The sequence below is a fragment of the Bradyrhizobium sp. DOA9 genome (assembly GCF_000617845.2).
In the GTDB taxonomy this organism is placed as follows: Bacteria; Pseudomonadota; Alphaproteobacteria; order Rhizobiales; family Xanthobacteraceae; genus Bradyrhizobium.
In genome coordinates this window covers 4,749,535-4,774,621 of sequence record NZ_DF820425.1, presented here as the reverse complement: position 1 = coordinate 4,774,621, position 25,087 = coordinate 4,749,535, and the positions used below count along the sequence as shown (strand labels likewise).

Genomic DNA, 25,087 nt, shown 5'->3' with positions numbered 1-25,087 from the left:
CAACTATCGGGCAAGTGCGGTCGCAAGTGTCACCTTTCAGGTACTGTGCCCGTGCGCATAATGCGGGGCGACTTTCGCCCGGCATATCCGTCGTTGCAAATTTTTGGAGATGAAACGGCACCATGGCTCGACCTGCATCAGAACGCGCTCCGGCTCTCGCTGAGGCGTCGAAACAGCGTGCCCGGCTCGCGGCAGCCCAAGCCGATCTAAACGAGCTGAAGGCCGCCAAGCTGCGTGGCGAGCTGGTGGAGGCCGCCGCTGTGGAAATGGAATGGGCTGGCGTGCTGCGGACGGTCCGGGCTGGTATGCTGGCGGTGCCGGCACGGGTCGCGGCGCGGCTGCCGCATTTGTCGAAGCGCGATGTTGCCGAGATCGATGCCGAGATCAGGGCCGCCCTTGCGGAGATTAGTGACGTGAAGGACACAATGTGATGACGTGGATGATGTCGCCGCCACCTGAAGAGATTGCCCTTGAGGAGGCAGCGCATGCGGTCGCGATGATCTTGTGCGGCCTGGGAAGTACAATCGAGTTTGTGACTACAAAGGCGCACGAGGGAAGCTGGGGCATGGTCAAGTATCGCGACCCAATTCTGCGCGATGGCGATCTAGACAGCTACCACGATCCCGCAGCCAGACAGCGCATCGATGCGTTTATATTGGCGCATCTTGCCGGCCAATACGGGCGCAAACTCCTCTCTCCACAAACATGGCGCGGCGAAGATCGATCTACGTCAGACTATGAGCAAGTTAAGCTCGTTCTTCGTCACCTTTTCCCTCAATTGCAAATCGATGATCCGATCGTGGTCAAATTCCTCACTGAAATGGAAGCGCGATGCGAACACATGATCGGAGACTATCTGAAGCAGGTCGAGGCGCTGTCGATAGCGCTTCTGGAACGCGAGACATTAAACGATGATGAACTCATGGCTGTATTCAAGGAGGATGGCGCACTCGATTGACCACCGTCGCCACATTCGCAATGCTAGAGATCAAGACGAAGTTGAGCGAACCGGGAGTATCAAACGGAGCCATTGAATGTCCAACCGCGTCGTCACCTACATCGACATCAATCTCAATTCGGTGGAAGAGTACTGGGGTGAACTGGTCATTCCGAACGTGAAAGCGTTTCGATCTGAACCGTCTCCGCGTTCACTGTTCAATGCAGCGCACTCGGCGTGGCATCTGCACGATTGGGTTTGGCATGATCGTTACCCCGGACAGGATAGTCGCGGGACCGTGTTCAACTCCTATCGCGCCGGTCTATTGCAAGCGTGCCCAGAACTCGGCTGGCTGCGCGATATTGCCGACGCGGGCAAACATCGTGGATTAGGTCGGTTGCCGGAAGTTAAGGGCGCCGAGCCTCACGAGCAAGGTAGCGGAAGTTTCTTGTTGCTTGGCATTCCCACTGGCTACGTTCTTAAGTTTTTTCTCGTGTTCAATGATGGTTCAAAGGAAGCTGTTGATATCGTTTTGAGCAGAGCGATCAGCTTTTGGCAACGTGAATTGAAGGACAAAGACTTACCTGCCCCATGAGCACTCTCGCCACCATCCGCCGCAACGCGCTGCGCTCGCTCATCCCGCCGCCACGCCTGCGATTGTCGGAATGGATCGAGAGCAACATCAAGCTGCCCGAAGGCGTGAGCGCCCTGCCCGGCGCAATCAGACTGTATCCGTATCAAGCCGAGATCGCCGACGCCATCGGCGATCCCGAGATCGAGCGCGTGACGATGGTCAAAGCCGCGCGGCTTGGCTTTACAACGTTGCTCTCCGGCGCAGTTGGCGCTTACGTTGCCAATGAGCCCAGCCCGGTCCTGTGCCTGTTGCCGACCGATAGCGATTGCCGCGATTACGTTGTCAGCGATCTCGAGCCGATCTTCAACGCAAGCCCTGTGCTCAAGGGCCTGATCAGCAATGATAGCGAAGACGGCGAACGCAACACACTCACGAGCAAGCGTTTTGCGGGCGGCTCGCTCAAAGTCGTCGCAGCCAGATCGCCGCGCAATCTGCGCCGGCATACGGTGCGCGTGCTGATGATCGACGAAGCCGACGCGATGGAAGCCGGCCCGGAAGGCAACCCGCTGCGGCTCGCCGAGCGTCGCACGTTGAGCTATCCGAACCGCAAGATCATCATCGGCTCGACGCCGACGCTGGAAGAGACCAGCAACGTGCTGCGGTCCTACGCGTCGTCGGACCAGCGTATCTATGAAGTGCCTTGCCCTGAGTGTGGCGGCTTCACCGAGATCAAATGGCAGCACATCGAATGGCCTGATGGCTCCGGCGGCGAAGGCGCGGCCTTTCGCTGTCCGCATTGCGCTGCTCTGATCGATGAGAAGCACAAGGCGCAGATGGTCGCCGAAGGCGAGTGGCGTGCGATGGCGCCCCAAGTCAAGGGACATGCGGGCTTCAGGCTCAACGCGCTTGTGTCGCTACTGGCGAATGCGTCGTGGTCGAAGCTCGCCGCCGAGTTCATCTCAGCCAAGGATGACCCGAACGAACTGATGGTGTTCACGAACACGGTTCTCGGCGAAGGCTGGGCCGCGCAAGGTGCCGAGATCGACGAGAACACCCTTGCCGGTCGCGCCGAGCCGTTCAGCGTGAACGCTGCGCCGCCTGAAGTCCTGTGCATCACAGTCGGTGCCGACGTACAGGATGATCGCATTGAGGCGAGCATTGTCGGCTGGACGCGTGAAGGCACGGCGCTCGTGCTCGCCCATTGCGTGATCTGGGGACGCTTCACCGACGACACGACATGGCTTGAACTTGACGAGTTGCTAAAGACACGTTGGAAACATCCGCACGGCGGATTGCTCAAGGTCGATGCCGCCGTGATCGATGCCGGAGACGGCGATCATGCCGATCTCGTGCTCGCCTTCTGTGGCCCCCGCACGAGCCGGCGAATATTCGCCGGCAAGGGCGCATCAGGAACGCGGCCGGGCTTTGTGGTGTCGAGGACGAAGAAAGGCGCCCGCCTGGCGATCGTTGGTGTCGATGTGTTGAAAAGCGCGATCTTCGACCGGCTGGCGCGCGGCGCCGCGATCAGGTTCTCGAACTTGCTGGCGCCCGTCTACTTCGAACAACTGGCGAGCGAGCGGCGCGTCGTCCGATACAAACGCGGGCAGCCAAGCCGACGCTTTGAGCGTATCCCCGGACGCCGTGCGGAGGCGCTGGATGCGTTGGTCTATGCGCACGCGGCTCGGCAGGCCGTTCAGATCAACTTCGACCAGCGGGCCTCCGAGCTGGCCGCAGCGCCTGTGCCTAACATGCCAGCCGTCATCAGATCGAATTGGATGAGTAGATAGCGACAAATTTCGCCCATTCCGAGTGTGAGGTTCAATCGATGCCAAACAAATGGGGAGCCGTGCTGCGTGGGCACGAGTTCGATCAGCAGGACTGGCGCGATATGCTGAAGCCGCCTTTTGACCCTTGGGTGGAGGTGCATGGGCAGGATACCATCTTGCGATCTAACTCGCTCGATGACGCAATGTCAGCGATCGAGGTGCGCGATCGTTTCTCGGCTCACATCGATCGATTGAACGGTGCAATGTTGATCGCAAAGCAATCGCAGCCCCTCTCCTGCGGAAGCGTTGTCGAATTTGCACAGGACGGAAAGATAAATCAAACGATTTTCATGAAAGGTCTGGCACCCGGTCGCTCGAAGGTTGGGGCCATGGCTATAAAACTAGTGGATGGCAAGCCCGAACCTGAATTGTTGCCACATGCAAGTGACGTGCAAAATTGGGCGGCGATAGCTGATAATGACGATCTGTTGGAAGATGCCTTAATTTACTTCGGGCGGACATCAGGGTCCGACGCCGGGCAGTATCCGCCGACGTTTTGGTTTGATATTTACAAGGCACTTGAGTGCCTGATGGAGCGGTCGGGTGGCGAGCCAAAGTTTCTGAAGCTCGACTGGGCGCCGCGCAACGCTATCAAGAAAGTGAAACAGACGGCGAACTGGTCAAGGCACGCAAGGCGAAAGAACGAACGACCATCGCCGGCATCGAGCGAACAGGAAGCGAGAGAGCTGGTTGCGCGGCTACTGCGAAGGGCTTTTGACGGCGGGGGCTAGGAACCGTCGTACTCGGTTGGATGATCTGATCTCGCAAAGCATTGTCGGTTATCCACTGGCGCGAGAACGTTAAGCCGTACATTGCTGCCTTAAGAGAGGTTATCCAGCGCAAGATATTGAAAGTGCTGATCATACCTCTCCTGCCGGGATCGCCAGATTTTCAGCTCGTAAGTCAATAGCCTGGTCGCCTTGTGATGGGGCCATGCGAACTCAAAAGATCACCTTCCGTGAGATGCGCGAGATGGGCGTGCAAACGTCCTGGTCTATTGCGCGACTACCGGTGCGGCCACAACTAGGCGCTGGACGCCGACTACCGGCCTGACGATATTAGGTTATCAGGTCTCAAGTCGCGGTTCGTTTGCAAATCGTGCGGCCGGCGCGGCGCTGACGTTCGGCCGGATTTCGTCAGCGACCAGCCGCCACTTCGGTTAGCAAGCCCCCGGGACTCCGGGAAGCGGTCTTGATCATCGGGGCTTATGCCGCAACGACGATAATGTGCTTGCACTTTAAACGTGCAAAGAGTCTTATGCTCGCCCGGCAACGTTCGTTGTCGCTTTTCACAAACCTGTTTATTTGGAGATGAGGACATGGCGAGGCAGACGATCAAAAGACGCCACGTAACGGAACGTGGAACCGTCGAAGTTGACAACGCGGAAGACAAACGGCGGGATGCGAACTTTGAAGTCAAATTCGCGGCTCGGTTTCAGCGGAAGCCGGACGTGACGGTTAGCGTTACCCGCGTACAACTCGATCGCGACGGAGAGCATCCCGTTTCGGCAAGAGTGGCCGTTGTAGAAGCCACGGCTGAAAAACTCATTGGCAGGCTGGAAACTACCCAGGATCCTTCGGCAGGATTGGTGAATTCAGCGACTTTCGAATACTCAGCTTCTGGCGATATCGAGTAGCGGTAACCTTCCTAAGAGGGCCCGCCAGTTCACGCTGGCGGGCCGATGGGAAGCAGATCAGCGCGCCGCCGAGAACCTTCAGGCACGATTGCTCGGAGTTTGAATTTGCCATTTTTCGCGTGTTCCTTGCTGCTCGAAGCAGGATCGATAGTGAAACCCGGAAATTGGGGCAGAATCCTGCAGTTGATCGGTGAGCAGCACAAAGAGTGGAATAGGGAAGCCATTTTAGAAGCGGTGCGGAAGTCGGAATTTCCCACGCTTCCCTCCCGTCTCGCATGCGCCTTCATAATAGACGAGCTAGCCGAGGCTCAGTACTATGCCTCGGAGTTCTCGCCACTATCCATCCTGTACGAAGTATCGCTCGTCGATGCAGGCGCGGCGACACACGAGGCTGACTGGAAGGGGACAGGCCCCTACGACCATACCAAAGAATGGGCGCGACGATATTGGCGGGGCGATATCATGCCCCACCCAGAAACGACCCTTAAGCTTCGTGAGCGGCTAACAACCTCCCGCCTTCGCATCGAGAGGCAAGTTTAGCTCAGCCTCGCTACAACGCTAGCAAGGAGCTAAGCCTTGGATCTGACCCAGAATCCGAAAGGTTTCTGCTCCATGGGTTGCAGGTTTGAATCCTGCTGGGATCGCCATTCACCATTTGCAAAGCCGCCGTTCTTCACGAAAGCGTGGGTAACCCTATGCCGGCCTTTGATCGGCGGCGACCGCGCCTATGTAAGCGCCGGGCGAGACGCGCCCGATAGGTTTGGGAATGCAGCACTCCGAGCTGACGAGAATGGCGATCGCATCGGCGGTCGCGATCGTTTCGGTATCGTATCTGGCCGTCGATGCCGGCGTGGTGAACACCAATGTGGTCACGAAGCCCGTGAAGGTGGTCCAGGCCTCGATATTTGGCGCGATGGGACAACGTCAGCCTGCATTTGCCGTTGAGGACTGGAAGCGCGGCGACGACAAGCCGCGCCTCGAATATTGCCTGGCGGTCGACTGATCGACGCCTTGCCCTTGCGGCCTATCCACCGCCTGCCCGCTGACGACCGTGCCACCACCGCGCAATCGCCGCGGTGAGACCGTCCCACATCTCGGTCGGCAAATCCGGGACCGCGACCCGGACGCTGTACTGATCTGTCGTCGCGTCGTGAAACCATTCGGTCGCGGCGAAGTCGAAGCCGAAGCTGCCGGCGTGGCGGATGGGAAAACCCTCGCCGCGCAATTCAGAGCTCATGTCCTCGGCCGCCTGCCGCGCGGCCGCCTCGTCGAGCGCGCACCGTCCGCGAAGGGTCACGTAGAGACCGTGGGCGAACCGGAGCTGAGCGGAGAGCGCCGGGATCTCGGCGGCGAAGTATCGCGCCGCGCTTCGGCCGTTGCGCAAGATCGCCGCCACGCGCCGCCGCGTCAGCGCCCAGTACGGCGCGCTGCCCGCGAACGGCGGGAAATGGGCCGGCAATGCCGCGCCGCCGAGCAGCCGCACTGCGTTGCGGGTTTCAGACGCGAGACGTGTCCATTCGACGTCCCCTGCCCGCGCCGGACGCTCATGCCCGCGCACGAAGACGGCCGAGCCGAGCCGGCCATATTCCGCCCCGAGCGAATCGAGCTTGTTGTGGCTTCGCACCAGCACCAGCGCAATTCCGTGTCGCCTGGCCCACCTCACAACCCGCCTGATGCGACCCGACCTGCCGGCGAAGCACGTCGTATCGAAAATCAGGAGATCGAGGCCAGAGCCGTCAAGGCGCAGCACCGCCTCGATGGCGCCGGCGACGGAGCAGGAATCCAGCAGCAGGATCCGCGGCGGGCTCGCCCGTGCCAACGCATCGCCGAGCGGCAGCTGCAAGGCCTCGATCCGCAAATGCGGGATGAAGCTTCGGATCAGCTCCAGCGTCTCGCCGTAGGAGCCTGGCAGCACCAGGATGTCGGCCTTCGCGATAACCTGCGCGGAGGCAAGCAGCACCGCGGAGATCGCCGCCATCCCCGAGGCAGTGTAGATCGCCGTGCTGGAGCAGCCGCCGTCGAGCTCGTAGAACGATGGACCGCGTACCGTGAGATCGGCCCGCTGGTAATCGTAACTGAACTCGAACGGCCCGCTGGCGGGATCGGCCGTGTGCGACCAGGCGGTCTCGGTCGCCTTCCACTCGTGCAATTCGTGCTCCGCCCTGAGCGCCGCGGTGATCTGGAATTTGGATCTGACGACGTCGTCGACGGAACACGGCGGCGCCAAATCGAGCCGGTTTCTCAGGCTGCCGTTCAACAGCCGGAGTTCCCGGTGCTTGCGTTCCAGATAGGCTCGAACGGTCTCCATTGCGCTTCTTGACAGATCCAATCAGCGTCAACGTCCGGAAAACCCAACGGGTCCAACGCGCCTGCTGCAACGAACGGGCGCCTTCGCCGTTGAGTCCATGCAAGGAGGACAGCATGGCTGATATCAGAGAACACATGAAAATCATCGGCAAGGACGGCGCACATGTCGGTACCGTCGATCGCCTCGAGGGCAACCGCATCAAGCTGACGCGCAAGGACAGCCCGGAAGGTCACAAGGACCATCACCACTACATCGACACGAAATATGTCGGCGCCGTCGAAGGCGACGTCGTCAAGCTGTCGGTGAATGCCGACGCCGTTCCGAAGACGGAAGCGGCCTGAAACACTGAGCCCCTGCGGGGGCTTTTTGTTTGTTCACGGTCCGACTCCGCTTCGTTCGCGAAGCACGAATCGCGACCGCAATTTCGATCACGGAGCATTCGTTAACGTTGGCTTCCTGCGGGGGAGGAGGCGATGGGATTCAGCGCTGCGGATTGATTGGGAACGAATGCGCGATCAGCGCATTGGATGACCGAATAGAGTGGTGCCGACCCGCCAGCCCCGGTCGGCTTTGAAGGACCCCGTGCTTGTCCCCCGAGCACGGGGTTTTTCTCATCTCGGCGCTATCGGAGCGGAGACCTGTGCCCGGCTGGATCCGAGGGACCGGGCGTGCTCATCGCGCAGATCGCGGGCGAGCTCATGCCATGCCAGGGCCAGCTGGATCAGCCGTTGCCTGTCGGCACCCTCGGCCTCCGCGGCGCGCTTCATTGCGGCCTCGGCCTCATGTTGCGGATCGTACTCGGTGTACATGAGGCCGACTCTAGCCGGCCATCTGGACAAGCGCGTGGCAATTTCATCCGTATGATTGCGGGGTCCCCGTCAGCCATCGCGGACCGATCTGTGAACCACGTCACAGCCCGTCCGCGACATCTCCGCTAAATAGACATCTCCGCTAAATAACTGCCAAGGCTTCAGAGGTGATGTCCGGTCATGACACGCAAAGCGGCAACCGAAGTCATCGTCCCGACGCAACGACATCGGATGGGCCTGCGCGGCGTTGCCTATCTCGGCACCATCGGCGTTGTCATGGTGGCCTGGATCGCCGGCCTGGTCTGGGCCTCGATCGCGTTCTTCGACTGGCTCGTGTCCTGACGCACGACGTGACTGGTCCGCCCGCTGATCGCGCCAGAGATCAGGCTGGGCCGCACACCCGCCGGAGTTTAATTCCGCCGCAAACAATGGTCGCCCAGAGCGCCAGGTCGTCTGGATGGCATCCAGCAAGTCCCATATCTCCGCCAATCATCCCGTCATTCTTCTTTTGGATTTGCGTGAGGCGGCGGCGAGCGCGAGAGCTCATTCAAGCAACCGCGGCGTGCAAAAGGATGAGGCGGGCCCAAGCCCGCCTCCATGGTCCATTCCGGCCCGAAAAACTCAATGGTAACTCAATAGCAGGCACGGGGATCGGCCTGCACATATTGGCCGTTCGGATAACGGTAGTAGCAGGTGCCCTGCGCCCAGTAGTAGCCGGGCTGCGATGCCGCGGTCGCGCCGGCGATTGCGCCCGTCGCGCCGCCGACCACCGCGCCAGCGGCGGCCCCTGTTGCATTGCCCGAGATCAGGCCGCCCAGCAGGCCACCGACGATCGCGCCGCCAAGCGCGCTGGCGCCGGGATCGGCTGGCGGCGGAGGCGGAGGTGGCGCCGCGTAGGCGACCGGAGGTGGCGCCGGAGCATAGGCCACCGGCACGTCGTCGTAATATTCCTCTGAAATGTAGGCGGGCGGACCCGCCATGCGCTGCGGATAATAATACCAGACCCCGCCGACATCCCACCACCAGCCGGAGCGACCGTTGCGGACCTCGTGGCGCCAGCGTCCACCATCCCAGGCGCGGTTGCCGCGATAGGCGTGGCCGCCCCAGTCGCGCTCCGGAACAGGCCCGCGGGCGTAATGACGTCCGGGCTGCGGCGCGGGCCGAGCCGCCTGCTGCGGCGGCCGATCCCTGCGCACGTTCTGATTGCTTTGGGGCGGCGCGCCTGCGGCTGGGCCGGCCGGCGGCTGGACGGCTTCCCTCGGCGGTCTGGCCTCCTGCGCCTGCGCCGACAGCGCGAGCAACGACATGGCCGAAACCAAGGGAATGAAGATTTTGATATGCTTGGAAGCACTCATGCGTGCTCGCCCCCTGCTCTCTCGATGGCCGCGGTTTTCCAGCGCATAGACGATTCGTCCCACGCCGGGCTGATGCCCGCTGACATAACTGACCTGCTTGATGGGCTAAGTCCCGTTACAAATGATTAAGATCACGGCAATTTTTCGGCTCGGCCGGCCAGGCTGGAGCGCCTCTAGCGGACCGGCTCGATCACGTTGCAATTGGTCCGCCCGGACATCAGGCAATCCTGCATCTTGCTGGCCGAGGTCAGGTCGCGGGCAAGCCACCAGCCGATGCCGAGGATCAGAAGCGCGATGATGAGGCCAGCGACCGCGCCCCGGCGATTGTCGCCGGCCGGGGTCTTTGGAGAGGGTTTGGGCTTCAGGCCCGGCTCGGGCTTGGACATGACTACCTGATCGCTCGGGTCAGACGCCTTTATCACCTCTGCGGCGTGGCGTCACATCCGGTCGGCCGGCCAGGTTCAGCCGCGGGTCGGCGGGATTGCATCCTTGCGCGAGGTCTCGACCGCCGGGATCGGTCGAGGCGCGCAGGTCGTGAGCACGAACGCAGTCTGGGTGCACTCCCAATCAGCACCCAGGACGGCGTTGTCGACGGGGTGCGGACGTGCGAACAGGAGCGTGGCACCGACCAGCGCTGCCACCGCCAGGGTGAGCGCGAGCGCCTTGAGGCTCAGTATTGAGATGGTCATGCCCGTGCTCCGTCTCGTCCGGGGCGGACGCTAGGCGTCGCCCGTGAGCCCCTTTATGAGGGACATCACAATTCAGCAGTTTTTTCGGGCTACGAGAGATCGTCGGAGGGGGGCGATTTTTCGTTGACCTGATCGGCTGCGATTATGGGTGGCTTCGCGACGCGCGCCGATGTACACGCTTCTACGTCGCGTGGCGCCTGCTATGCCCAGCCGACGTACCAACTGGCAGTGATGTAGGATCGAAAGCGAGGAAGACAAGGCTCGTAGATGAGTGGATTCAGGGAACCCGGCTTTGCAGACCGGCAAAAGGCGGCACAGGACGCCCGCAAAAATCTTTTGAACAAGTTCAAGTCGCAGCCGGGTCCCGACGATCCAGCGGTGGCGGCGAAGCGTGCCGAACGCGAGGCCCTCGCAGCCAAGCGCGCCGAAGCCAAGGCCGCGCGCGAAGCTGAAAAGGCCGAGCAGAAGCGCCTCGAGGAAGAAGCCAAGGCCGCCGAGGCCGCGCGGATTGCGCGCGAGGCCGAGGAAGCCGAAGCACAGCGCGCTGCGCTCGAAGCCGAGCAAAAGGCCAAGCGCGACGCCCGTTACGCGGCCCGCAAGGCCAAGCGCAAGTAACGTTCGCAAATCGCGTTCAATTGAAATTGAACTGAAGCATCATTCCGGGGCGGTCCGTCGGACCGCGCCCGGAATTCGAGACCGTGTGGCCGCCGAGTGCCGGCGCTGCGCGACGACGACGGATCAGTTCTTCTTCATCATCCCGTCGTCTTTCTTCATTCCGTCCTTCGACATGTGGTCCTTCTTCATGCCGTCGTCCTTGGACATGGCATCCTTCTTCATGGCGTCCTTGGACATCGTGTCCTTCTTCATCATGCCATCGTCCTTGCCCATCTTGTCCTGAGCAAAGACGGCCGGCGACAGCGCGAGGCCAAGCGACAGAGCGGCAGCCGAAACGCCGAGCACGATGCGGGTGCGAATGGTCATGAGCAGTCTTCCCTTCGAAATGGAGTTGTCAGCGACGGATGCCGCTATCCTGTCTCGACGGATGGCCGTACGGCGTTGTTACGCCGACCCTCGATATATTTCTGAGACCAGCTGTCATCCTTGATCGACGAGCCCGCGCGGACCGGAGTGCTGCAGCGCAGCACAACCGGCACTTGCCGCGACACTCGGTCTCGAACTATCAGATGAGAGATCATCGGATGGAGACCGGCCTGGATTGGCCCACGCGGTCGCGAAGAACCCAGCCCAAATCAACTCCGCCAAAAAACGCTCCGAGAAACGCCCAAGGGGATCACACCATGCTCACGCGCCGCCATCTGCTCGCGACCGCCGTCGCCGCGCCCGCCATCCTCCGCTTCGGCACCGGCACGGCGCAGGCCGCTACCACGCTGAAGATCTCGCACCAGTTCCCGGGCGGCACCATCGACAAGGGCGATTTCCGCGACCGGCTCTGCCGCATGTTCGCCGCCGAGATCGCCAAGCGCAGCAACGGCGAGATCGCCGCCGAAATCTATCCGAACTCCTCGCTGATCAAGACCAACGCGCAGTTCTCCGCGATGCGCAAGGGCGCACTCGACATCAGCCTCTATCCGATGCCCTATGCCGGCGGCGAAGTGCCGGAAACCAATATCGGCCTGATGCCGGGTCTGGTCACCACCTACGACCAGGGCCTGCGCTGGAAGAAGGAGCCCGTCGGCAAGGCGCTGACCGATTTCCTTGCCGACAAGGGCATCATCCTCCTCACCTGGGTCTGGCAGGCCGGCGGCGTCGCCAGCCGCTCCAAGCCGATCGTTGCGCCCGAAGACGCCAAGGGCCTGAAGGTGCGCGGCGGCTCGCGCGAGATGGACATGGTGCTGCAGACCGCCGGCGCCTCGGTGCTGTCGGTGCCGTCGAACGAAATCTACGCCGCGATGCAGACCGGCGCCTGCGATGCCGGCATCACCTCCTCGACCAGCCTGATCTCGTTCCGCCTCGAAGAGGTCGCGAAATCGCTGACGTCAGGGGCCGGCTCCTCGTACTGGTTCATGCTCGAGCCGCTGATGATGTCGAAGGCGATATTCGACAAGCTGCCGAAGAACCATCAGGACATCCTGCTCGCGGTCGGCACCGAGCTCGAGGCCTTCGGCCGCAAGGGCGCGCAGGACGACGACGTCGAGGTCGCCAAGGTCTATGAGAAGGCCGGCGCCAAGGTCTCGGCGCTCGACGCTGCGACAGTTGGCAAGTGGCGCGACATCGCCCGCGACACGGCCTGGAAGGACTATGCCGGCAAGACCGCCACCGCTGCCAACCTCCTCAAGCTCGCCACTGACGTCGCGGCATGAGCCACGGTCCGCTTCCGGATCGTGATGACCAGGTGAACGCTGCCGCAAGCACCGGCTTTGCGGCGGCGATCGATCGCGGTCTCGCCATCCTCAACAGCATCATCGTCGTGTTCGCCGCGGTCGCACTGGTCGCGGCCTGTGCGATCCTGAGCTACAGCGTGCTCAGCCGTGCCCTGTACAAGGCCGCGAACTACTGGCAGGACGAAGCCGCCGTGTTCCTGCTGGTTGGCGCGACCTTCATGACGGCCGCCTACGTGCAGCAGCATCGCGGGCACATCGGCATCGAGGCCTTCGTCGGCCTGCTCTCGCCGCTCGCGAACAGGGTCCGGCTCTGGCTGGTCGATGCCGCCACGTTCCTGTTCTGCGCCTTCTTCACCTGGAAGTCCTGGACGCTGGCGCACGAAGCCTATGTCGACGGCCAGGTCTCGAACTCGATGTGGTCGCCGCCGCTTGCCATTCCCTACACGCTGATGGCGCTCGGGATGAGCCTGCTCTGCATCCAGATCCTCGTGCAGCTTGCGCTGCCCTTCACCGGAGCCAAGCGGCCATGAGCGTTTTCGGTATCGGCGTCGCCTACGGCGTTGCGACGCTGCTGGTGATGTTCTCAGGGATGCCCATCGCGTTCGCGCTCGGCGCGGTCGCGGTCGTGTTCATGGCGATCTACATGCCCACCGCCTCGCTCGATACGGTGACGCAGAACGTCTATGAGGAAATGGCCTCGATCACGCTGTTGTCGATCCCGCTCTTCATCCTGAAGGGTGCTGCGATCGGCAAGTCGCGCGCCGGCCAGGACCTTTATTCGGCGCTGCACGCCTGGCTGCACCGGGTCCCCGGCGGCCTCGGCGTCGCCAACGTCTTCGCCTGCGCGCTGTTCGCTGCAATGGCGGGATCTTCGCCCGCGACCTGCTCGGCGATTGGCTCGGCCGGCATCCCCGAGATGCGCAAGCGCGGCTATTCCGGCGGCTTTGCCGCCGGCATCATCGCCGCCGGCGGCACGCTCGGCATCCTGCTGCCGCCCTCGATCACCATGATCCTGTTCGCGGTCGCCGCCGAAAAGTCGCTGGGACGGCTGTTCCTCGCCGGCATCGGACCGGGCCTGCTGCTGGTGACGCTGTTCGGCGCCTATGCCGTGATCCGCTTCCGCCAGGAATATGCCGCGGCCGAAGCGGCGTACAAGAAGGGCGGCCCGGAGGCCGCGATCCTGCAGCGTGACGAGTACACGCTCGCGGAACGCTTCAGCGTGCTGCCGCGGGTCATTCCGTTCGTGCTGCTGCTCACGGGCGTCATGATCGCGCTCTATGGCGGCTACGCCACGCCGTCGGAGACCGCCGGCCTCGGCGGCCTGCTCGCGCTGGCGCTGATCGCCGCGATCTACAGCGTGTGGCGGCCGGGCGACCTCGCACCGATCATGAAGTCGACGATCCGGGAATCGACGATGCTGATGATGATCATCGGCATGTCCCTGCTCTATTCCTACGTGATGAGCTATCTGCACATCTCGCAATCGGTCGCCGAATCCATCGTCGCGATGCACCTGCCGCGCTGGGAGCTGCTGTTCGCGATCCTCGTCATGGTCGTGGTGCTCGGCTTCTTCCTGCCGCCGGTCTCCATCATTCTCATGACCGCGCCGATCATCCTGCCGCCGCTCCGCGCCGCCAATTTCGACATCATCTGGTTCGGCGTGGTCATGACCATCGTCATGGAGATGGGGCTGATCCACCCTCCGGTCGGCCTCAACATCTTCGTCATCCGCAACGTCGCGCCCGATATTCCCCTGCGTGAGGTGATCTGGGGCACTCTGCCCTTCGTGCTCCTGATGATGCTCGCGGTGCTGCTGCTGTGCCTCGTGCCGGGGATTTCGACCTGGCTGCCGGATCTGGTGATGGGCCCGGACGGGAGCCGGTAGCGACGATCGCAACTGCTGTAGGGTGGGCAAAGCGCAGCGAAACCCATCGTCTCCCCGCGCGGACGGAATTGATGGATTTCGCTTCGCTCTACCCATCCTACGGACGCAGCGACTACGGCTCGCTCTTCCTTCGCCCCTTCGGCGCGTTCGCCACCACCTGCAACAGGTCCTTGCGCACGGCCTCGATGTGCCGCTCCAGGAAGCGGCAGGCCTCGTCCACCTTCTGCGCGCGGCAGAGCGCGATGAGCTGGGCGTGCTCCTTCTCGGCAATGCCCATCGCCTTGGTGTTGGAAAGCTGTAGCCGCGTGTAGCGGTCGCTGGTCTGCAGCAGCGACAGCACGATCGCGCGCGTGCGCGGCTGCGGGGCGTGGACGTAGAGCGCCATGTGGAAGTCGGCGTTGAGCTGGCCCCATTCGCTGACGTTGCGCGCCTTGATCGCTTTCTCGAAGCTCTTGTGGATGTCGTCAAGCCCGTCGAAATCGTCTGCGGAGAAATGCGGCGCCGACTGTGCCAGCAGGCGCGGTTCCAGGATGCGGCGCAGGTCGAACACGTCGTTGATCTCGTCCAGTGACAGCTCCGAAACGATGGCGCCCTTCTGCGGAACGATCCGCACCAGGCCTTCCGCCTCGAGCTGGAATAGCGCCTCGCGCACGGGAATGCGGCTGACGCCATAGGCCCCGCCGAGCGCGTCCTGGCGCAGCTGCGATCCGGCCGGATAGGTACCGTCGAGGATCGCCTGGCGGAGCTGGTCGACGATCGCAGCCGACAGGGTGCGATGCTTCAGAGGCTGTTTCATCTGATCGTCCGTTGTCCTTCCCGACTCGTGCGGCCGACGCGGTCCCTGTCTTGCATGTCGGGCTGCCCGGCAAAAGCCGGGGCGCCACAAGCGAACTGCCCAGCAAAAGCGCGCCCTGCCGCCGAAATGACCGCAAACTCCGTTTGACTCCCAAAATGTATAAATTATACATTTGGCAATCGCACGACAAATCTTTCGGGGGTCGGGGCCTCTTTCATGATCGAGCAGACCATGCCGGCCACGCGCGCACTCAGCCTCCGACGCATGATCGTCCGGACGTCGAGCGCCCTGCTCGCCTGCGAGCGGCTGGCGCTGATGGGCCTGATGTACCTGCTCACCGGCCTGATCCTGGTGAACGTCGTCACCCGTTACTCGCACTTTCCCATCTACTGGATCGATGAATCGGCGGTCTATTGCGTGGTCTGGCTGACCTTCATCGGCGCGTCCGCGATGACGCGGCTGCGGCTCGATTTTGCGGTCACCATGCTGACGGAGCGGCTTTCCGCTCAGCACCAGAAGTTTGCAAAAGTGATCTCGACCGGCCTCGTCGTCGTGTTCGGCGTCGCGCTGATCGTCACCTGCGTGCTGTGGATGGACCCGGTCGGCCTCGCCCGCGCCGGCTTCGACGGGCGCAAGCTCGCGGCCGAAACGTTCAACTTCCTCTACACCGAGCGCACCCAGACGCTGAACTGGCCGACCTGGGTGCTTTATCTGACGCTGCCGATCTTCGCGGTGTCGATGACCATTCACGGCCTCGCCAATCTCCTTGAAGATCTCGAGCTGGTCCCGCGCACGGCGCCGAAGGGTTTCCAGCTCTCCGAGCTCGACGGGGTCAATTGATGATTACGTCAGCAGCCTTCATGGCCTTCATGCTGGTCGGTGTGCCGATCGGCCTCTGCCTGTGCCTCGCCGGACTCGTCTATATCGCAGCATCCGGCAACCCGGTGCTGTTCCAGTCCTATCCGCTCCAGCTGTTCGGCGGCGTCGACAGCTACGGCCTGATCGCCATTCCCCTGTTCATCCTGATCGGCGAGATCATGAATGGCGGCGGCATCACGCGGCGCATCGTCGACATGGCGATGGCGTTCGTCGGCTCGCTGAAGGGCGGGCTCGCCTACGTCAACATTCTCGCCAACATGTTCATCTCGTCCATCCTGGGCTCGGCAACAGCGCAGGTCGCGATCATGGCCCAGATCATGGTCCCCGAGATGGAGAAGAAGGGCTACGACAAGACCTTCGCGGCGGGCCTCACCGCCTATGGCGGCATGCTCGGCCCGATCATCCCTCCTTCCGTGATGTTCGTGGTCTACAGCGTGCTGGCGCAGGTCTCGGTCAGCGACATGCTGATCGCCGGCATCGTGCCGGGCGTCATTCTCACCGTGATGTTCTGCCTCGTCATTGCGCTGATGGGCTACGTCTACAACTATCCGCGCGCCGACTATCAGACGCCGCGCCAGCGCGTCATGACGATCCTGCGGACGTCGCCGACGCTGCTGATCCCGATCGTCATCGTCGGCACCATCCTCGGCGGACTCGCCAACGCGACCGAGTCTGCCGCGGTCGGTGCGGTCGCGGCAGCGCTCGTCGGAAAATACTGGACCAAGGAGTTCGAGTTCTCGCAGCTGCCGCAGATGATGCTGCGCAGCGCGATCTATTCGGCGATCGTGCTGTTCCTGGTCGCGGCCGCCGCGGTGTTCTCCTGGGTGCTGATCTTCGGCAAGGTGCCGCAGGAAACCGCCGCCTGGATCCAGACCGTCGCCAAGGATCCCGTCAGCTTCATGCTGATCTGCAACGCGATCCTGCTGGTGATCGGCACGGTGATCGACGGCATTCCCGGCCTGATCATGACGGTGCCGATCCTGCTGCCGGTCGCGACCGAGGTCTATCACATCGACCCCCGCCAGTTCGGCGTCGTCGTGGTGATCAATCTCGTGCTCGGCCTGCTGTCGCCGCCGGTCGGGCTTTGCTTCTTCGTCGCGGCCGCCGTCACCGGCGCCAAGCCCGGCAGGATGTTCATGGTGACGCTGCCCTTGTTCGTCATCTCCTGCATCCTCCTGGTGCTGCTCTCGCTGTACCCGTCGCTCTCGCTGATCCTCGTCAAATAAACCCATCCGAAAGGAACCCCGACCATGCCGCTGTCACGCCGCCGCTTTCTCGCCGCCAGTGCCGCCGCCTCGGTGTTTGCGCCATCGCTGGCGCTCGCCCAGGCCAAGGAATTCCGCCTCGGCCTGATCACGCCGAACGGCCATTCCTGGAACAAGGCCGCGCTCAAGTTCGGCGACGAGCTCAAGGCCGCCACCAACGGCCGCCTGACATTGACCGTGTTTCACTCCGGCCAGCTCGGCAACGAGACCGCGATGATGCAGCAATTGCAGTCCGGCGCGCTCGACATGGGCTTCATCCAGGCCGCCGAGCTCGGCTCGCGCGTGCCGCACATCGCCGCGATCAACGCGCCCTACATCGTGCGCTCGACGCCGGCGGTGGCGAAATTCGTGCGCCATCCGGCGGCGGTGAAGCTGTTCGAGGTGCTGCCGCAGGAGACCGGCACGATCGGCCTCGGCTGGGGCATCACCGGCATGCGCGCGGTGTTCTCCTCCAAGGACCTGAATTCGCTCGCCGACATCAAGGGCATGAAGCTGCGCATCAACCCGACGCCGGTCTATCGCGATTTCTATTCCTCGCTCGGCGCGGCGCCGACGCCGATCCCGACGCCGCAGGTGTTCGACGCCATGGCCAACGGCCAGGTCGACGGCCTCGAGGCCGATCTCGAATTCTCCTGGAATCAGCGCTTCGACAAGGTCTCGAAGGTGATCCTGCAGATGAACGCCGTCTTCATGCCGATGGCCGCCGTCGTCTCCGGCCGGGTCTGGCAATCGCTGCCCGCCGCCGATCGCGAGCTGATCACCAAGACGATCAAGTCGACGCTGGACGCGCAGATCGACGAGCTCGCCGGCAACGAGCCCAAACTGATCGAGAACTTCAAGAACGCGCCGATCCCGATCCGCCAGGTCGACGCCAAGGACACCGAGGCCGTCATCGCCGAGTTCGACAAGATCTGGCTGCCCAAGGCCCCCGTCCTCGCCGAGCTGCGCAAGGTCGGCGCGACGCTCTGAAGCCCACCCATTCCCTTCACGCCAATGCCCGGCGGATCGAACGATCCGCCGGCACAATTTCAATCGGAGCCAAGCAATGAGCCCACGCATCTCCTGGGAAGGCGTCTTCCCGGCCGTCACCACACAATTCAACGACGACCTGTCGCTGAACATCGATGCGACCGCCAAGGTCATGGACGGCTTGATCCGCGACGGCGTCTCCGGCCTGATCGTCTGTGGCTCGGTCGGCGAGAACACCTCGCTCGAGCGCAAGGAGAAGGTCGCGATCATGGAGACCGCGAAGTCGGTCGCGAAGGGCCGCGTGCCCGTGCTGTGCGGCATCGCCGAATTCACCACCGCGTTCGCGGTGGAGACCGCCAAGGAAGCCGCACGAATCGGCATCGACGGCGTCATGGTCATGCCGGCGCTGGTCTATTCCTCCAAGCCGCACGAGACCGCCGCGCATTTCCGCGCGGTTGCCAGCGCGACCGACCTGCCGGTGATGCTCTACAACAACCCGCCGATCTACAAGAACGACGTCACGCCCGATATCCTGGCCTCCCTCGCGGACGTCGAGACCGTGGTCTGCTTCAAGGATTCGTCCGGCGACACCCGGCGCTTCATCGACACCCGCAACATGGTCGGCGACCGCTTCGTGCTGTTCGCAGGCCTCGACGACGTCATCGTCGAGAGCGTCGCCATGGGCGCGGTCGGCTGGGTCTCGGGCATGTCGAACGCGTTCCCGCGCGAGGGCGAGACCCTGTTTCGCCTCGCCAAAGCCGGGCGCTTTGCCGAGGCGATGCCGCTCTACGAATGGTTCATGCCGCTCCTCCATCTCGATGCGCGGCCGGACCTCGTCCAGTGCATCAAGCTGTGCGAGCACATCATGGGCCGCGGCACCGCCCTGACCCGCCCGCCGCGCCTCGCTTTGCTGCCGCAAGAGAAGGCCGAGGTCGAGGCCATGATGGCGAAAGCGCTGAAGAGCCGGCCGCGCCTGCCGGATGTCGGGCTGAAGGCGGCCTAACGGCAGGTTTCGTAGGGTGGGCAAAGCGTAGCGTGCCCACGTTCTGCGGACAATTGCGAAAGATGGTGGGCAGGGCGCTTCGCGCCTTTGCCCACCCTACCAGATTTGAGCCCTACGAATCTGCCCGCTTCTTCTTCGCATTCAACGCGGATGCTACGCGGCTCACCGGCGGCTTGCCGAGCACGACGCTCATCGCGTTGGTCGCCGCCAGCAGCTTCTCCATATCGACCCCCGTCCTGATCCCCATGCCTTCCAGCATGTAGACGACGTCTTCGGTGGCGACATTGCCGGTCGCGCCCGGCGCGTAGGGACAGCCGCCGAGGCCGCCGGCGGCCGCATCGATGACCCGGACGCCTTCCTCCAGGCCGGCGTAGAGGTTGGCGAGCGCCTGGCCGTAGGTGTCGTGGAAGTGCATCGCGAGCTTTGCGGGCGGGATGTTGGCGGATACCGCGCGCAGCATCTCCTTCGCCTTATCGGGTGTGCCGACACCGATGGTGTCACCGAGCGAGATCTCGTAGCAGCCGAGATCCCACAGCGTGCTCGCAAGATCGGCCACCGCCTTCGGCTTGATCTCGCCATCGAACGGACAGCCGAGCACGCAGGAAATATAGCCGCGCACCTTGACGCCATCAGCCTTGGCGCGTGTCAGCACCGGCTTGAAGCGCTCGATGGATTCCGCAACCGTGCAATTGATGTTGGCCCGCGAGAAGCCTTCGGAGGCCGCTGCGAACACCGAGACCACTTTGGCACCGGCGGCGCGCGCGGCGTCATAGCCCTTCTCGTTCGGCACCAGCACGTGGAATTCGGCACCCTTCACATGCGCGATGCCGCGCAGCACGGCGTCCGAGCTCGCCATCTGCGGGATCGCCTTGGGCGAAACGAAGGCGCCGACCTCGACCGTATCGAGGCCGGCCGCGACCAGCGCCTCGACGAACGCGATGCGGGCCTCGACGCTGACCGGAATCTTCTCGTTCTGGAGGCCGTCGCGCGGCCCCATTTCGATGATGCGGACCTCCTCGCTCATGTCACTCTCCCGCCGGCTCGACCACGGCGAGCTCGACACCCTCCTGCACGATGTCGCCGACCTTGCACTTGATGGATTTCAGCACGCCGGCATAGGGCGCGCGCAGCGTCTGCTCCATCTTCATCACCTCGAGCGTGAGGATCGGCGCGCCCTTGTCGAGCTTGGCACCCTCCTCGGCCAGCACGGCGACGACGGTTCCCGGCAAGGGCGCAGCGATCTTGTCCTCGCCGACATGCTCCTCGCTCTCGCCGCCGAACGGATCGACCCAGTGCAGGTCGAAGCGGCCGTTGCGGGTGCGCAAGTACAGCTCATGGCCATCGATCACCGCGGCCACCGACGATTTGACGCCGTCGAGGGTCAGGTCGAAGCCGCCGTCCTTTGCCGCGATCGCGAACGCCAGCTCGCGCTCGCCGATCGCCAGCGTCGACGGCCCGCTGCCGTAGTTCAGAATGATCTTCTGCTCCGGACCATGGCCGACGCGGAACGCAAAGCTGCGCTGGCGGCGGCCGACCGGCTGCCAGCCGAAGGTCCGCCAGGGCGAATTTGCTTCCGCCTGCACCGTCTGCCGCTCCTCGTTGACGATTGCGGCGACTGCGGCGCAGAGCTCCAGCTCTCCGGGCGCCGGCGCCGACGCGGTCAGCACCGCCAGCTCGCGCTCGATGAAGCCGGTGTCGATCGCATTCGCCCGCACCTTCGGATGCGTGATCAGCGCCGACAGGAACGGGATGTTGGTGACGATGCCGCGAACGTCGGACTCTTCCAGCCCGCGGTTCAGGCGGTCGATTGCAACGTCCCGCGTCGGCGCCCACGCAATCGTCTTTGCAAGCATCGCATCGTAGTAAGGCGAGACGCTATCGCCCTCACGATAGCCGGCGTCGATGCGCAAGCCGCCGGTTTCAGCCGGCATGTGCCAGGTCGAGATCCTGCCGACCGAAGGCATGAAGTTCTTGGTCGGGTTCTCGGCATAGACGCGCGCTTCGATCGCGTGGCCGTTGAGCTTGATCTCGTCCTGCCTCAAGGGCAGCGCCTCGCCGAAGGCGACGCGCAGCTGCCATTCGACGAGGTCGATGCCTGTGATCAGCTCGGTCACGGGATGCTCGACCTGCAGGCGCGTGTTCATCTCGATGAAGAACACGTCCTTGCCGTCGGAGACGAACTCGATGGTGCCGGCGCCGACATAGTTGACCGCGCCTGCCGCCTTGCGCGCGGCGGCACAGACCGTCTCGCGTTGCGCGGCATTGAGCGTCGGCGACGGCGCCTCCTCGATCACCTTCTGGTGCCGGCGCTGCAAGGTGCATTCGCGCTCGAATAGCGAGAGCAGATTGCCGTGGCTGTCGCCAATCACCTGCACCTCGATATGCCGGGGATTGTCGACGTATTTTTCGATCAGCATGCGATCGTCGCCGAAGGCGGCCAGGGCTTCGCGCTTGGCGCTGACGATCGCAGGCCCCAGCTCGGCCGCGGAGCGCACGATGCGCATGCCGCGGCCGCCACCGCCGGCGGAGGCCTTCACCAGGATTGGGAAGCCGATCTTGTCGGCCGCCTTGGCAAGCGTCGCCTCGTCCTGGGCTTCACCGTGATAGCCTGGCACCAGCGGCACGCCGGCTTTCTCCATCAGCTCTTTCGAGCCGGACTTCGAGCCCATCGCATTCATCATCCCGGCGGTCGGGCCGACGAACACCAGCCCAGCGTCGAAGCAGGCCCGCGCAAACTCGGCATTTTCGGACAGGAAGCCGTAGCCGGGATGCACGGCCTCGGCGCCGGTCTTGCGCGCAGCCTCGATCAAGCGCTCGACATTGAGATAGCTGTCGCGGGCCCGTGCCGGCCCGAGCAGCACGGCTTCGTCCGCCAACGCGACATGCATGGCGTCGCGATCGGCCTCGGAATAGACCGCGACCGTGCGCAGGCCCATGGCCCGCGCGGTGCGAATGACGCGGCAGGCGATCTCGCCGCGGTTGGCGATCAGGAGGGTGCGAAAACGGCGGTAGAGCTTTGAGCGGTCCATCGCATCACATCCTGAACAGGCCGAATTTCGTCGGCTCGATCGGCGCATTCGACGCCGCCGAGAGCCCGAGCCCAAGCACGAGGCGCGTGTCGGCGGGGTCGATCACGCCGTCGTCCCAGAGACGCGCGGTCGCATAATACGGATGTCCCTGGCTCTCATATTGCGCGCGAATGGGCTCGCGGAATTTGTCTTCCTCTTCCTTCGACCAGCTGTCGCCCTTGGCCTCGATATTGTCGCGGCGGACCTGGCTCAGCACCATTGAGGCCTGCTCGCCGCCCATCACCGAGATGCGCGCGTTGGGCCACATCCACAGGAAGCGCGGCGAATAGGCGCGACCGCACATACCGTAATTGCCGGCGCCGTAGGAGCCGCCGATCACCACCGTGAATTTCGGCACAGAAGCCGTCGCGACCGCCGTCACCAGCTTGGCGCCATCGCGCGCGATGCCGCCCGCCTCGTATTTCTTGCCGACCATGAAGCCGGTGATGTTCTGTAAGAAAACAAGCGGGATGCCGCGCTGGCAGCACAGCTCGATGAAATGCGCGCCCTTCAGCGAGCTCTCACTGAACAGGATGCCGTTGTTGGCGATGATGCCGACAGGATAGCCCCAGATATGGGCGAAGCCGCACACCAGCGTCGTGCCATAGAGTTTCTTGAACTCGTCGAACTCCGAGCCATCGACGACGCGCGCGATGATGTCGCGCACGTCGAACGGTTTGCGGCCGTCGACCGGCACCACCCCGTAGATTTCCTCCGCCGGAAACAGCGGATCGCGCGGCGCATGCATGTTCAGGTTCGGCCGTGCGGAAGGCTTGAGCGTGCCGACGATACGCCGGGCGATGCCGATCGCATGCGCATCGTTCTGGGCGTAGTGATCGGTCACGCCGGATTGCCGCGAATGCACATCCGCGCCGCCGAGTTCTTCCGCGCTCACGACCTCGCCGGTCGCGGCCTTCACCAGCGGCGGGCCGCCGAGGAAGATGGTGCCCTGGTTGCGCACGATGATGCTCTCGTCTGACATCGCCGGCACATAGGCGCCGCCGGCGGTACAGGAGCCCATCACGATCGCGATCTGCGGAATGCCCTGCGACGACATCTGCGCCTGATTGAAGAAGATGCGGCCGAAGTGCCGCTCGTCCGGAAAGATCTCGTCCTGCAGCGGCAGGAAGGCGCCGCCGGAATCGACCATGTAGACGCAGGGCAGATTGTTCTGCCGCGCAATGTCTTGCGCCCGCAGATGCTTCTTCACCGTCATCGGGTAGTAGGTGCCGCCCTTGATGGTGGCATCGTTGGCGACAACAACGCATTCGCGGCCCGCGATGCGGCCCACCCCCGTGATGACGCTGGCCGAATGCACGTCGCCGCCATAGAGACCGTAGGCCGCGAGCGGCGATAGCTCCAGGAACGAGGTGCCGGGATCGACCAGCAGGTCGACGCGCTCGCGCGCCAGCATCTTGCCGCGCGCGGTGTGGCGCTTGCGCGAGGCCTCGCCGCCACCGCCAGCGACCTGGGCAAGCTTTTCGCGCAAGTCGGCGACGAGGCCGCGCATGGCCTCGGAATTGCGCGCAAAATCTGATGAAGACGGATCGATGCTGGAATGAAGCGGCATGATGATTCCAATGAGGTGAAAGACTTAAGCCGTCTCGGCCATCAGCTCGCGGCCGATCAGCATGCGGCGCACCTCCGAGGTGCCTGCGCCGATCTCGTAGAGCTTGGCATCGCGCCACAGCCGCCCGACCGGGAATTCGGAGGTATAGCCGACCCCGCCCAGCGCCTGGATCGCCTCGCCCGCCATCCAGGTCGCCTTCTCCGCGGAATAGAGGATCGCAGCCGCGGCGTCCTTGCGTAAGCTGCGTGCGTGATCGGCGCGGTCGCAGGCGCGGCCCACCGCATAGACATAGGCGCGCGTGGCCTGCCAGGTCGAATACATGTCGGCGAGCTTGCCCTGCATCAGCTGGAAGTCGCCGATCGGCTGGCCGAACTGCTTGCGCTCGTGCATGTAGGGCACCACCGCGTCCATGCAGGCCGCCATGATGCCGAGCGGACCGCCCGAGAGCACCGCGCGCTCATAGTCGAGGCCGGACATCAGCACCTTGACGCCCTCGCCCACCTTGCCGAGCACGTTCTCCTCCGGCACCTCGCAATCGTCGAAGAACAGCGGATAGGTGTTGGAGCCGCGCATGCCGAGCTTGTCGAGATGCTGGCCGTGGGTAAAGCCCTTGAAGCCTTTCTCGATCAGGAACGCGGTCATGCCGCGCGGGCCAGCCTCCGGATCGGTCTTGGCGTAGACCACCAGCACGTCGGCATCGCCGCCATTGGTGATCCACATCTTGGAGCCGTTGAGCACGTAGCGGTCGCCGCGCTTGTCGGCGCGCAGCTTCATCGAGACCACGTCGGAGCCGGCCCCGGGCTCGGACATCGCGAGCGCGCCGACATAGTCGCCGGAGATCAGCTTGGGCAGATAGCGCTGGCGTTGGGCATCGTTGCCGTTGCGGCGGATCTGGTTGACGCAGAGGTTGGAATGGGCGCCGTAGGACAGGCCCACGGCCGCCGAGCCGCGCGAAATCTCCTCCATGGCGACGATATGGGCGAGATAGCCCATGTTGGAGCCGCCATATTGCTCCGGCGCGGTCATGCCGAGCAGACCGAGCTCGCCGAAGCGCTTCCAGAGGTCCGCGGGGAACAGATTGGCCTTCTCGATGTCGGCCGCACGCGGGGTGATCTCCGCCTCGACGAAGGCGCGAAGCGTATCGCGCAGCATGCTGATGTCTTCGCCCAGATCGAA

General features: G+C 63.5%; 29 protein-coding genes. 18 read left to right on the top strand and 11 right to left on the bottom strand.

The window, feature by feature from the left end:
• The first annotated feature begins 122 nt into the window (after nucleotides 1-122).
• The 8 genes from BDOA9_RS22435 (at nucleotide 123) to BDOA9_RS22400 (ending at nucleotide 5,976) form a co-directional block, all read left to right on the top strand.
• Nucleotides 123-431 carry a terminase small subunit gene (locus BDOA9_RS22435; protein ID WP_025036210.1) on the top strand — a complete coding sequence of 103 codons (309 nt, stop codon included), beginning with the start codon at nucleotides 123-125 and terminating at the stop codon, nucleotides 429-431.
• The gene (locus BDOA9_RS22430; protein ID WP_025036209.1) at nucleotides 431-958 is read left to right on the top strand and encodes a hypothetical protein; all 528 of its coding nucleotides are present in this window, start codon (nucleotides 431-433) and stop codon (nucleotides 956-958) included. The genes BDOA9_RS22435 and BDOA9_RS22430 overlap by 1 nt, the downstream gene beginning before the upstream one ends.
• Nucleotides 959-1,034: 76 nt before the next feature.
• Nucleotides 1,035-1,532, top strand: a complete 498-nt coding sequence (locus BDOA9_RS22425) for a hypothetical protein (RefSeq protein WP_025036208.1) — start codon at nucleotides 1,035-1,037, stop codon at nucleotides 1,530-1,532.
• Nucleotides 1,529-3,298: a phage terminase large subunit family protein gene (locus BDOA9_RS22420; protein ID WP_025036207.1), complete on the top strand. Its 1,770-nt coding sequence runs from the start codon at nucleotides 1,529-1,531 to the stop codon at nucleotides 3,296-3,298. The genes BDOA9_RS22425 and BDOA9_RS22420 overlap by 4 nt, the downstream gene beginning before the upstream one ends.
• A gap of 38 nt (nucleotides 3,299-3,336) precedes the next feature.
• On the top strand, nucleotides 3,337-4,068 hold the full coding sequence (locus tag BDOA9_RS22415) for a hypothetical protein (RefSeq protein WP_025036206.1): 732 nt from the start codon (nucleotides 3,337-3,339) through the stop codon (nucleotides 4,066-4,068).
• Between the two features lie 587 nt (nucleotides 4,069-4,655).
• A complete protein-coding gene (locus tag BDOA9_RS38095; RefSeq protein WP_152033410.1) occupies nucleotides 4,656-4,973 on the top strand; it encodes a hypothetical protein in 318 nt (105 codons plus the stop codon).
• Nucleotides 4,974-5,018: 45 nt separating this feature from the next.
• Nucleotides 5,019-5,513, top strand: a complete 495-nt coding sequence (locus BDOA9_RS40135; protein WP_152033409.1) for a DUF2441 domain-containing protein — start codon at nucleotides 5,019-5,021, stop codon at nucleotides 5,511-5,513.
• Nucleotides 5,514-5,763: 250 nt separating this feature from the next.
• Nucleotides 5,764-5,976, top strand: a complete 213-nt coding sequence (locus tag BDOA9_RS22400; RefSeq protein WP_244521512.1) for a hypothetical protein — start codon at nucleotides 5,764-5,766, stop codon at nucleotides 5,974-5,976.
• A gap of 21 nt (nucleotides 5,977-5,997) precedes the next feature.
• Here the strand turns inward: BDOA9_RS22400 and BDOA9_RS22395 are convergent, their stop codons facing one another.
• Entirely contained in the window at nucleotides 5,998-7,281 is a 1,284-nt protein-coding gene (locus tag BDOA9_RS22395) for a hypothetical protein (protein ID WP_025036202.1), read from the bottom strand.
• 113 nt (nucleotides 7,282-7,394) lie between these two features.
• Here BDOA9_RS22395 and BDOA9_RS22390 point away from each other — a divergent pair, with 113 nt between their 5' ends.
• Nucleotides 7,395-7,622 (top strand): DUF2171 domain-containing protein, encoded by a 228-nt coding sequence (locus BDOA9_RS22390; RefSeq protein ID WP_025036201.1) that lies wholly within the window; start codon nucleotides 7,395-7,397, stop codon nucleotides 7,620-7,622.
• 270 nt (nucleotides 7,623-7,892) lie between these two features.
• Here BDOA9_RS22390 and BDOA9_RS22385 read toward each other — a convergent pair whose 3' ends face one another.
• Nucleotides 7,893-8,090: a hypothetical protein gene (locus BDOA9_RS22385; RefSeq protein WP_025036200.1), complete on the bottom strand. Its 198-nt coding sequence runs from the start codon at nucleotides 8,088-8,090 to the stop codon at nucleotides 7,893-7,895.
• Nucleotides 8,091-8,270: 180 nt separating this feature from the next.
• Here BDOA9_RS22385 and BDOA9_RS38975 point away from each other — a divergent pair, with 180 nt between their 5' ends.
• Nucleotides 8,271-8,432, top strand: coding sequence for a hypothetical protein (locus tag BDOA9_RS38975; RefSeq protein WP_025036199.1), 162 nt, complete (start codon nucleotides 8,271-8,273; stop codon nucleotides 8,430-8,432).
• A 290-nt stretch (nucleotides 8,433-8,722) separates the two neighbouring features.
• On the opposite strand, the gene BDOA9_RS22375 is transcribed toward BDOA9_RS38975, so the two are convergent.
• The 3 genes from BDOA9_RS22375 to BDOA9_RS22365 all read right to left on the bottom strand — a co-directional run bounded on the left by BDOA9_RS22375 (nucleotide 8,723) and on the right by BDOA9_RS22365 (nucleotide 10,134).
• The gene (locus BDOA9_RS22375) at nucleotides 8,723-9,445 is read right to left on the bottom strand and encodes a hypothetical protein (RefSeq protein ID WP_025036198.1); all 723 of its coding nucleotides are present in this window, start codon (nucleotides 9,443-9,445) and stop codon (nucleotides 8,723-8,725) included.
• Nucleotides 9,446-9,618: 173 nt separating this feature from the next.
• Complete coding sequence (locus BDOA9_RS22370) at nucleotides 9,619-9,831, bottom strand: hypothetical protein (RefSeq protein WP_042336357.1); 213 nt, start codon at nucleotides 9,829-9,831, stop codon at nucleotides 9,619-9,621.
• A 75-nt stretch (nucleotides 9,832-9,906) separates the two neighbouring features.
• Nucleotides 9,907-10,134 (bottom strand): hypothetical protein, encoded by a 228-nt coding sequence (locus BDOA9_RS22365; protein WP_025036196.1) that lies wholly within the window; start codon nucleotides 10,132-10,134, stop codon nucleotides 9,907-9,909.
• 267 nt (nucleotides 10,135-10,401) lie between these two features.
• Between BDOA9_RS22365 and BDOA9_RS22360 the strand changes: the two genes are divergently transcribed.
• Complete coding sequence (locus tag BDOA9_RS22360) at nucleotides 10,402-10,749, top strand: DUF6481 family protein (RefSeq protein ID WP_042336356.1); 348 nt, start codon at nucleotides 10,402-10,404, stop codon at nucleotides 10,747-10,749.
• A 123-nt stretch (nucleotides 10,750-10,872) separates the two neighbouring features.
• Here BDOA9_RS22360 and BDOA9_RS22355 read toward each other — a convergent pair whose 3' ends face one another.
• Nucleotides 10,873-11,115, bottom strand: a complete 243-nt coding sequence (locus BDOA9_RS22355) for a pentapeptide MXKDX repeat protein (protein WP_042336354.1) — start codon at nucleotides 11,113-11,115, stop codon at nucleotides 10,873-10,875.
• Between the two features lie 317 nt (nucleotides 11,116-11,432).
• On the opposite strand from BDOA9_RS22355, the gene BDOA9_RS22350 reads away from it, so the two are divergent.
• The 3 genes from BDOA9_RS22350 to BDOA9_RS22340 are packed head-to-tail and all read left to right on the top strand — an operon-like array spanning nucleotide 11,433 to nucleotide 14,361.
• The gene (locus tag BDOA9_RS22350) at nucleotides 11,433-12,455 is read left to right on the top strand and encodes a TRAP transporter substrate-binding protein (protein WP_025036194.1); all 1,023 of its coding nucleotides are present in this window, start codon (nucleotides 11,433-11,435) and stop codon (nucleotides 12,453-12,455) included.
• Entirely contained in the window at nucleotides 12,452-13,006 is a 555-nt protein-coding gene (locus tag BDOA9_RS22345; RefSeq protein WP_025036193.1) for a TRAP transporter small permease, read from the top strand. Before BDOA9_RS22350 ends, BDOA9_RS22345 begins: the two co-directional genes overlap by 4 nt.
• Entirely contained in the window at nucleotides 13,003-14,361 is a 1,359-nt protein-coding gene (locus tag BDOA9_RS22340) for a TRAP transporter large permease (RefSeq protein WP_025036192.1), read from the top strand. Before BDOA9_RS22345 ends, BDOA9_RS22340 begins: the two co-directional genes overlap by 4 nt.
• A 112-nt stretch (nucleotides 14,362-14,473) precedes the next feature.
• Here the strand turns inward: BDOA9_RS22340 and BDOA9_RS22335 are convergent, their stop codons facing one another.
• On the bottom strand, nucleotides 14,474-15,157 hold the full coding sequence (locus tag BDOA9_RS22335) for a GntR family transcriptional regulator (RefSeq protein WP_025036191.1): 684 nt from the start codon (nucleotides 15,155-15,157) through the stop codon (nucleotides 14,474-14,476).
• Between the two features lie 231 nt (nucleotides 15,158-15,388).
• Here BDOA9_RS22335 and BDOA9_RS22330 point away from each other — a divergent pair, with 231 nt between their 5' ends.
• The 4 genes from BDOA9_RS22330 to BDOA9_RS22315 all read left to right on the top strand — a co-directional run bounded on the left by BDOA9_RS22330 (nucleotide 15,389) and on the right by BDOA9_RS22315 (nucleotide 19,273).
• Entirely contained in the window at nucleotides 15,389-15,997 is a 609-nt protein-coding gene (locus BDOA9_RS22330; protein ID WP_042336658.1) for a TRAP transporter small permease, read from the top strand.
• Nucleotides 15,997-17,262, top strand: a complete 1,266-nt coding sequence (locus tag BDOA9_RS22325; RefSeq protein WP_025036189.1) for a TRAP transporter large permease — start codon at nucleotides 15,997-15,999, stop codon at nucleotides 17,260-17,262. The genes BDOA9_RS22330 and BDOA9_RS22325 overlap by 1 nt, the downstream gene beginning before the upstream one ends.
• A gap of 24 nt (nucleotides 17,263-17,286) precedes the next feature.
• Complete coding sequence (locus BDOA9_RS22320) at nucleotides 17,287-18,270, top strand: TRAP transporter substrate-binding protein (protein ID WP_025036188.1); 984 nt, start codon at nucleotides 17,287-17,289, stop codon at nucleotides 18,268-18,270.
• 76 nt (nucleotides 18,271-18,346) lie between these two features.
• Complete coding sequence (locus BDOA9_RS22315) at nucleotides 18,347-19,273, top strand: dihydrodipicolinate synthase family protein (RefSeq protein WP_025036187.1); 927 nt, start codon at nucleotides 18,347-18,349, stop codon at nucleotides 19,271-19,273.
• A 112-nt stretch (nucleotides 19,274-19,385) separates the two neighbouring features.
• On the opposite strand, the gene BDOA9_RS22310 is transcribed toward BDOA9_RS22315, so the two are convergent.
• The 4 genes from BDOA9_RS22310 to BDOA9_RS22295 are packed head-to-tail and all read right to left on the bottom strand — an operon-like array spanning nucleotide 19,386 to nucleotide 25,063.
• Nucleotides 19,386-20,297, bottom strand: coding sequence for a hydroxymethylglutaryl-CoA lyase (locus BDOA9_RS22310; RefSeq protein ID WP_025036186.1), 912 nt, complete (start codon nucleotides 20,295-20,297; stop codon nucleotides 19,386-19,388).
• Between the two features lies 1 nt (nucleotide 20,298).
• The gene (locus tag BDOA9_RS22305; RefSeq protein WP_025036185.1) at nucleotides 20,299-22,302 is read right to left on the bottom strand and encodes an acetyl/propionyl/methylcrotonyl-CoA carboxylase subunit alpha; all 2,004 of its coding nucleotides are present in this window, start codon (nucleotides 22,300-22,302) and stop codon (nucleotides 20,299-20,301) included.
• 4 nt (nucleotides 22,303-22,306) lie between these two features.
• Nucleotides 22,307-23,911: a carboxyl transferase domain-containing protein gene (locus tag BDOA9_RS22300; protein ID WP_025036184.1), complete on the bottom strand. Its 1,605-nt coding sequence runs from the start codon at nucleotides 23,909-23,911 to the stop codon at nucleotides 22,307-22,309.
• Nucleotides 23,912-23,935: 24 nt separating this feature from the next.
• Complete coding sequence (locus BDOA9_RS22295) at nucleotides 23,936-25,063, bottom strand: isovaleryl-CoA dehydrogenase (protein ID WP_152033662.1); 1,128 nt, start codon at nucleotides 25,061-25,063, stop codon at nucleotides 23,936-23,938.
• Nucleotides 25,064-25,087 lie beyond the last annotated feature (24 nt).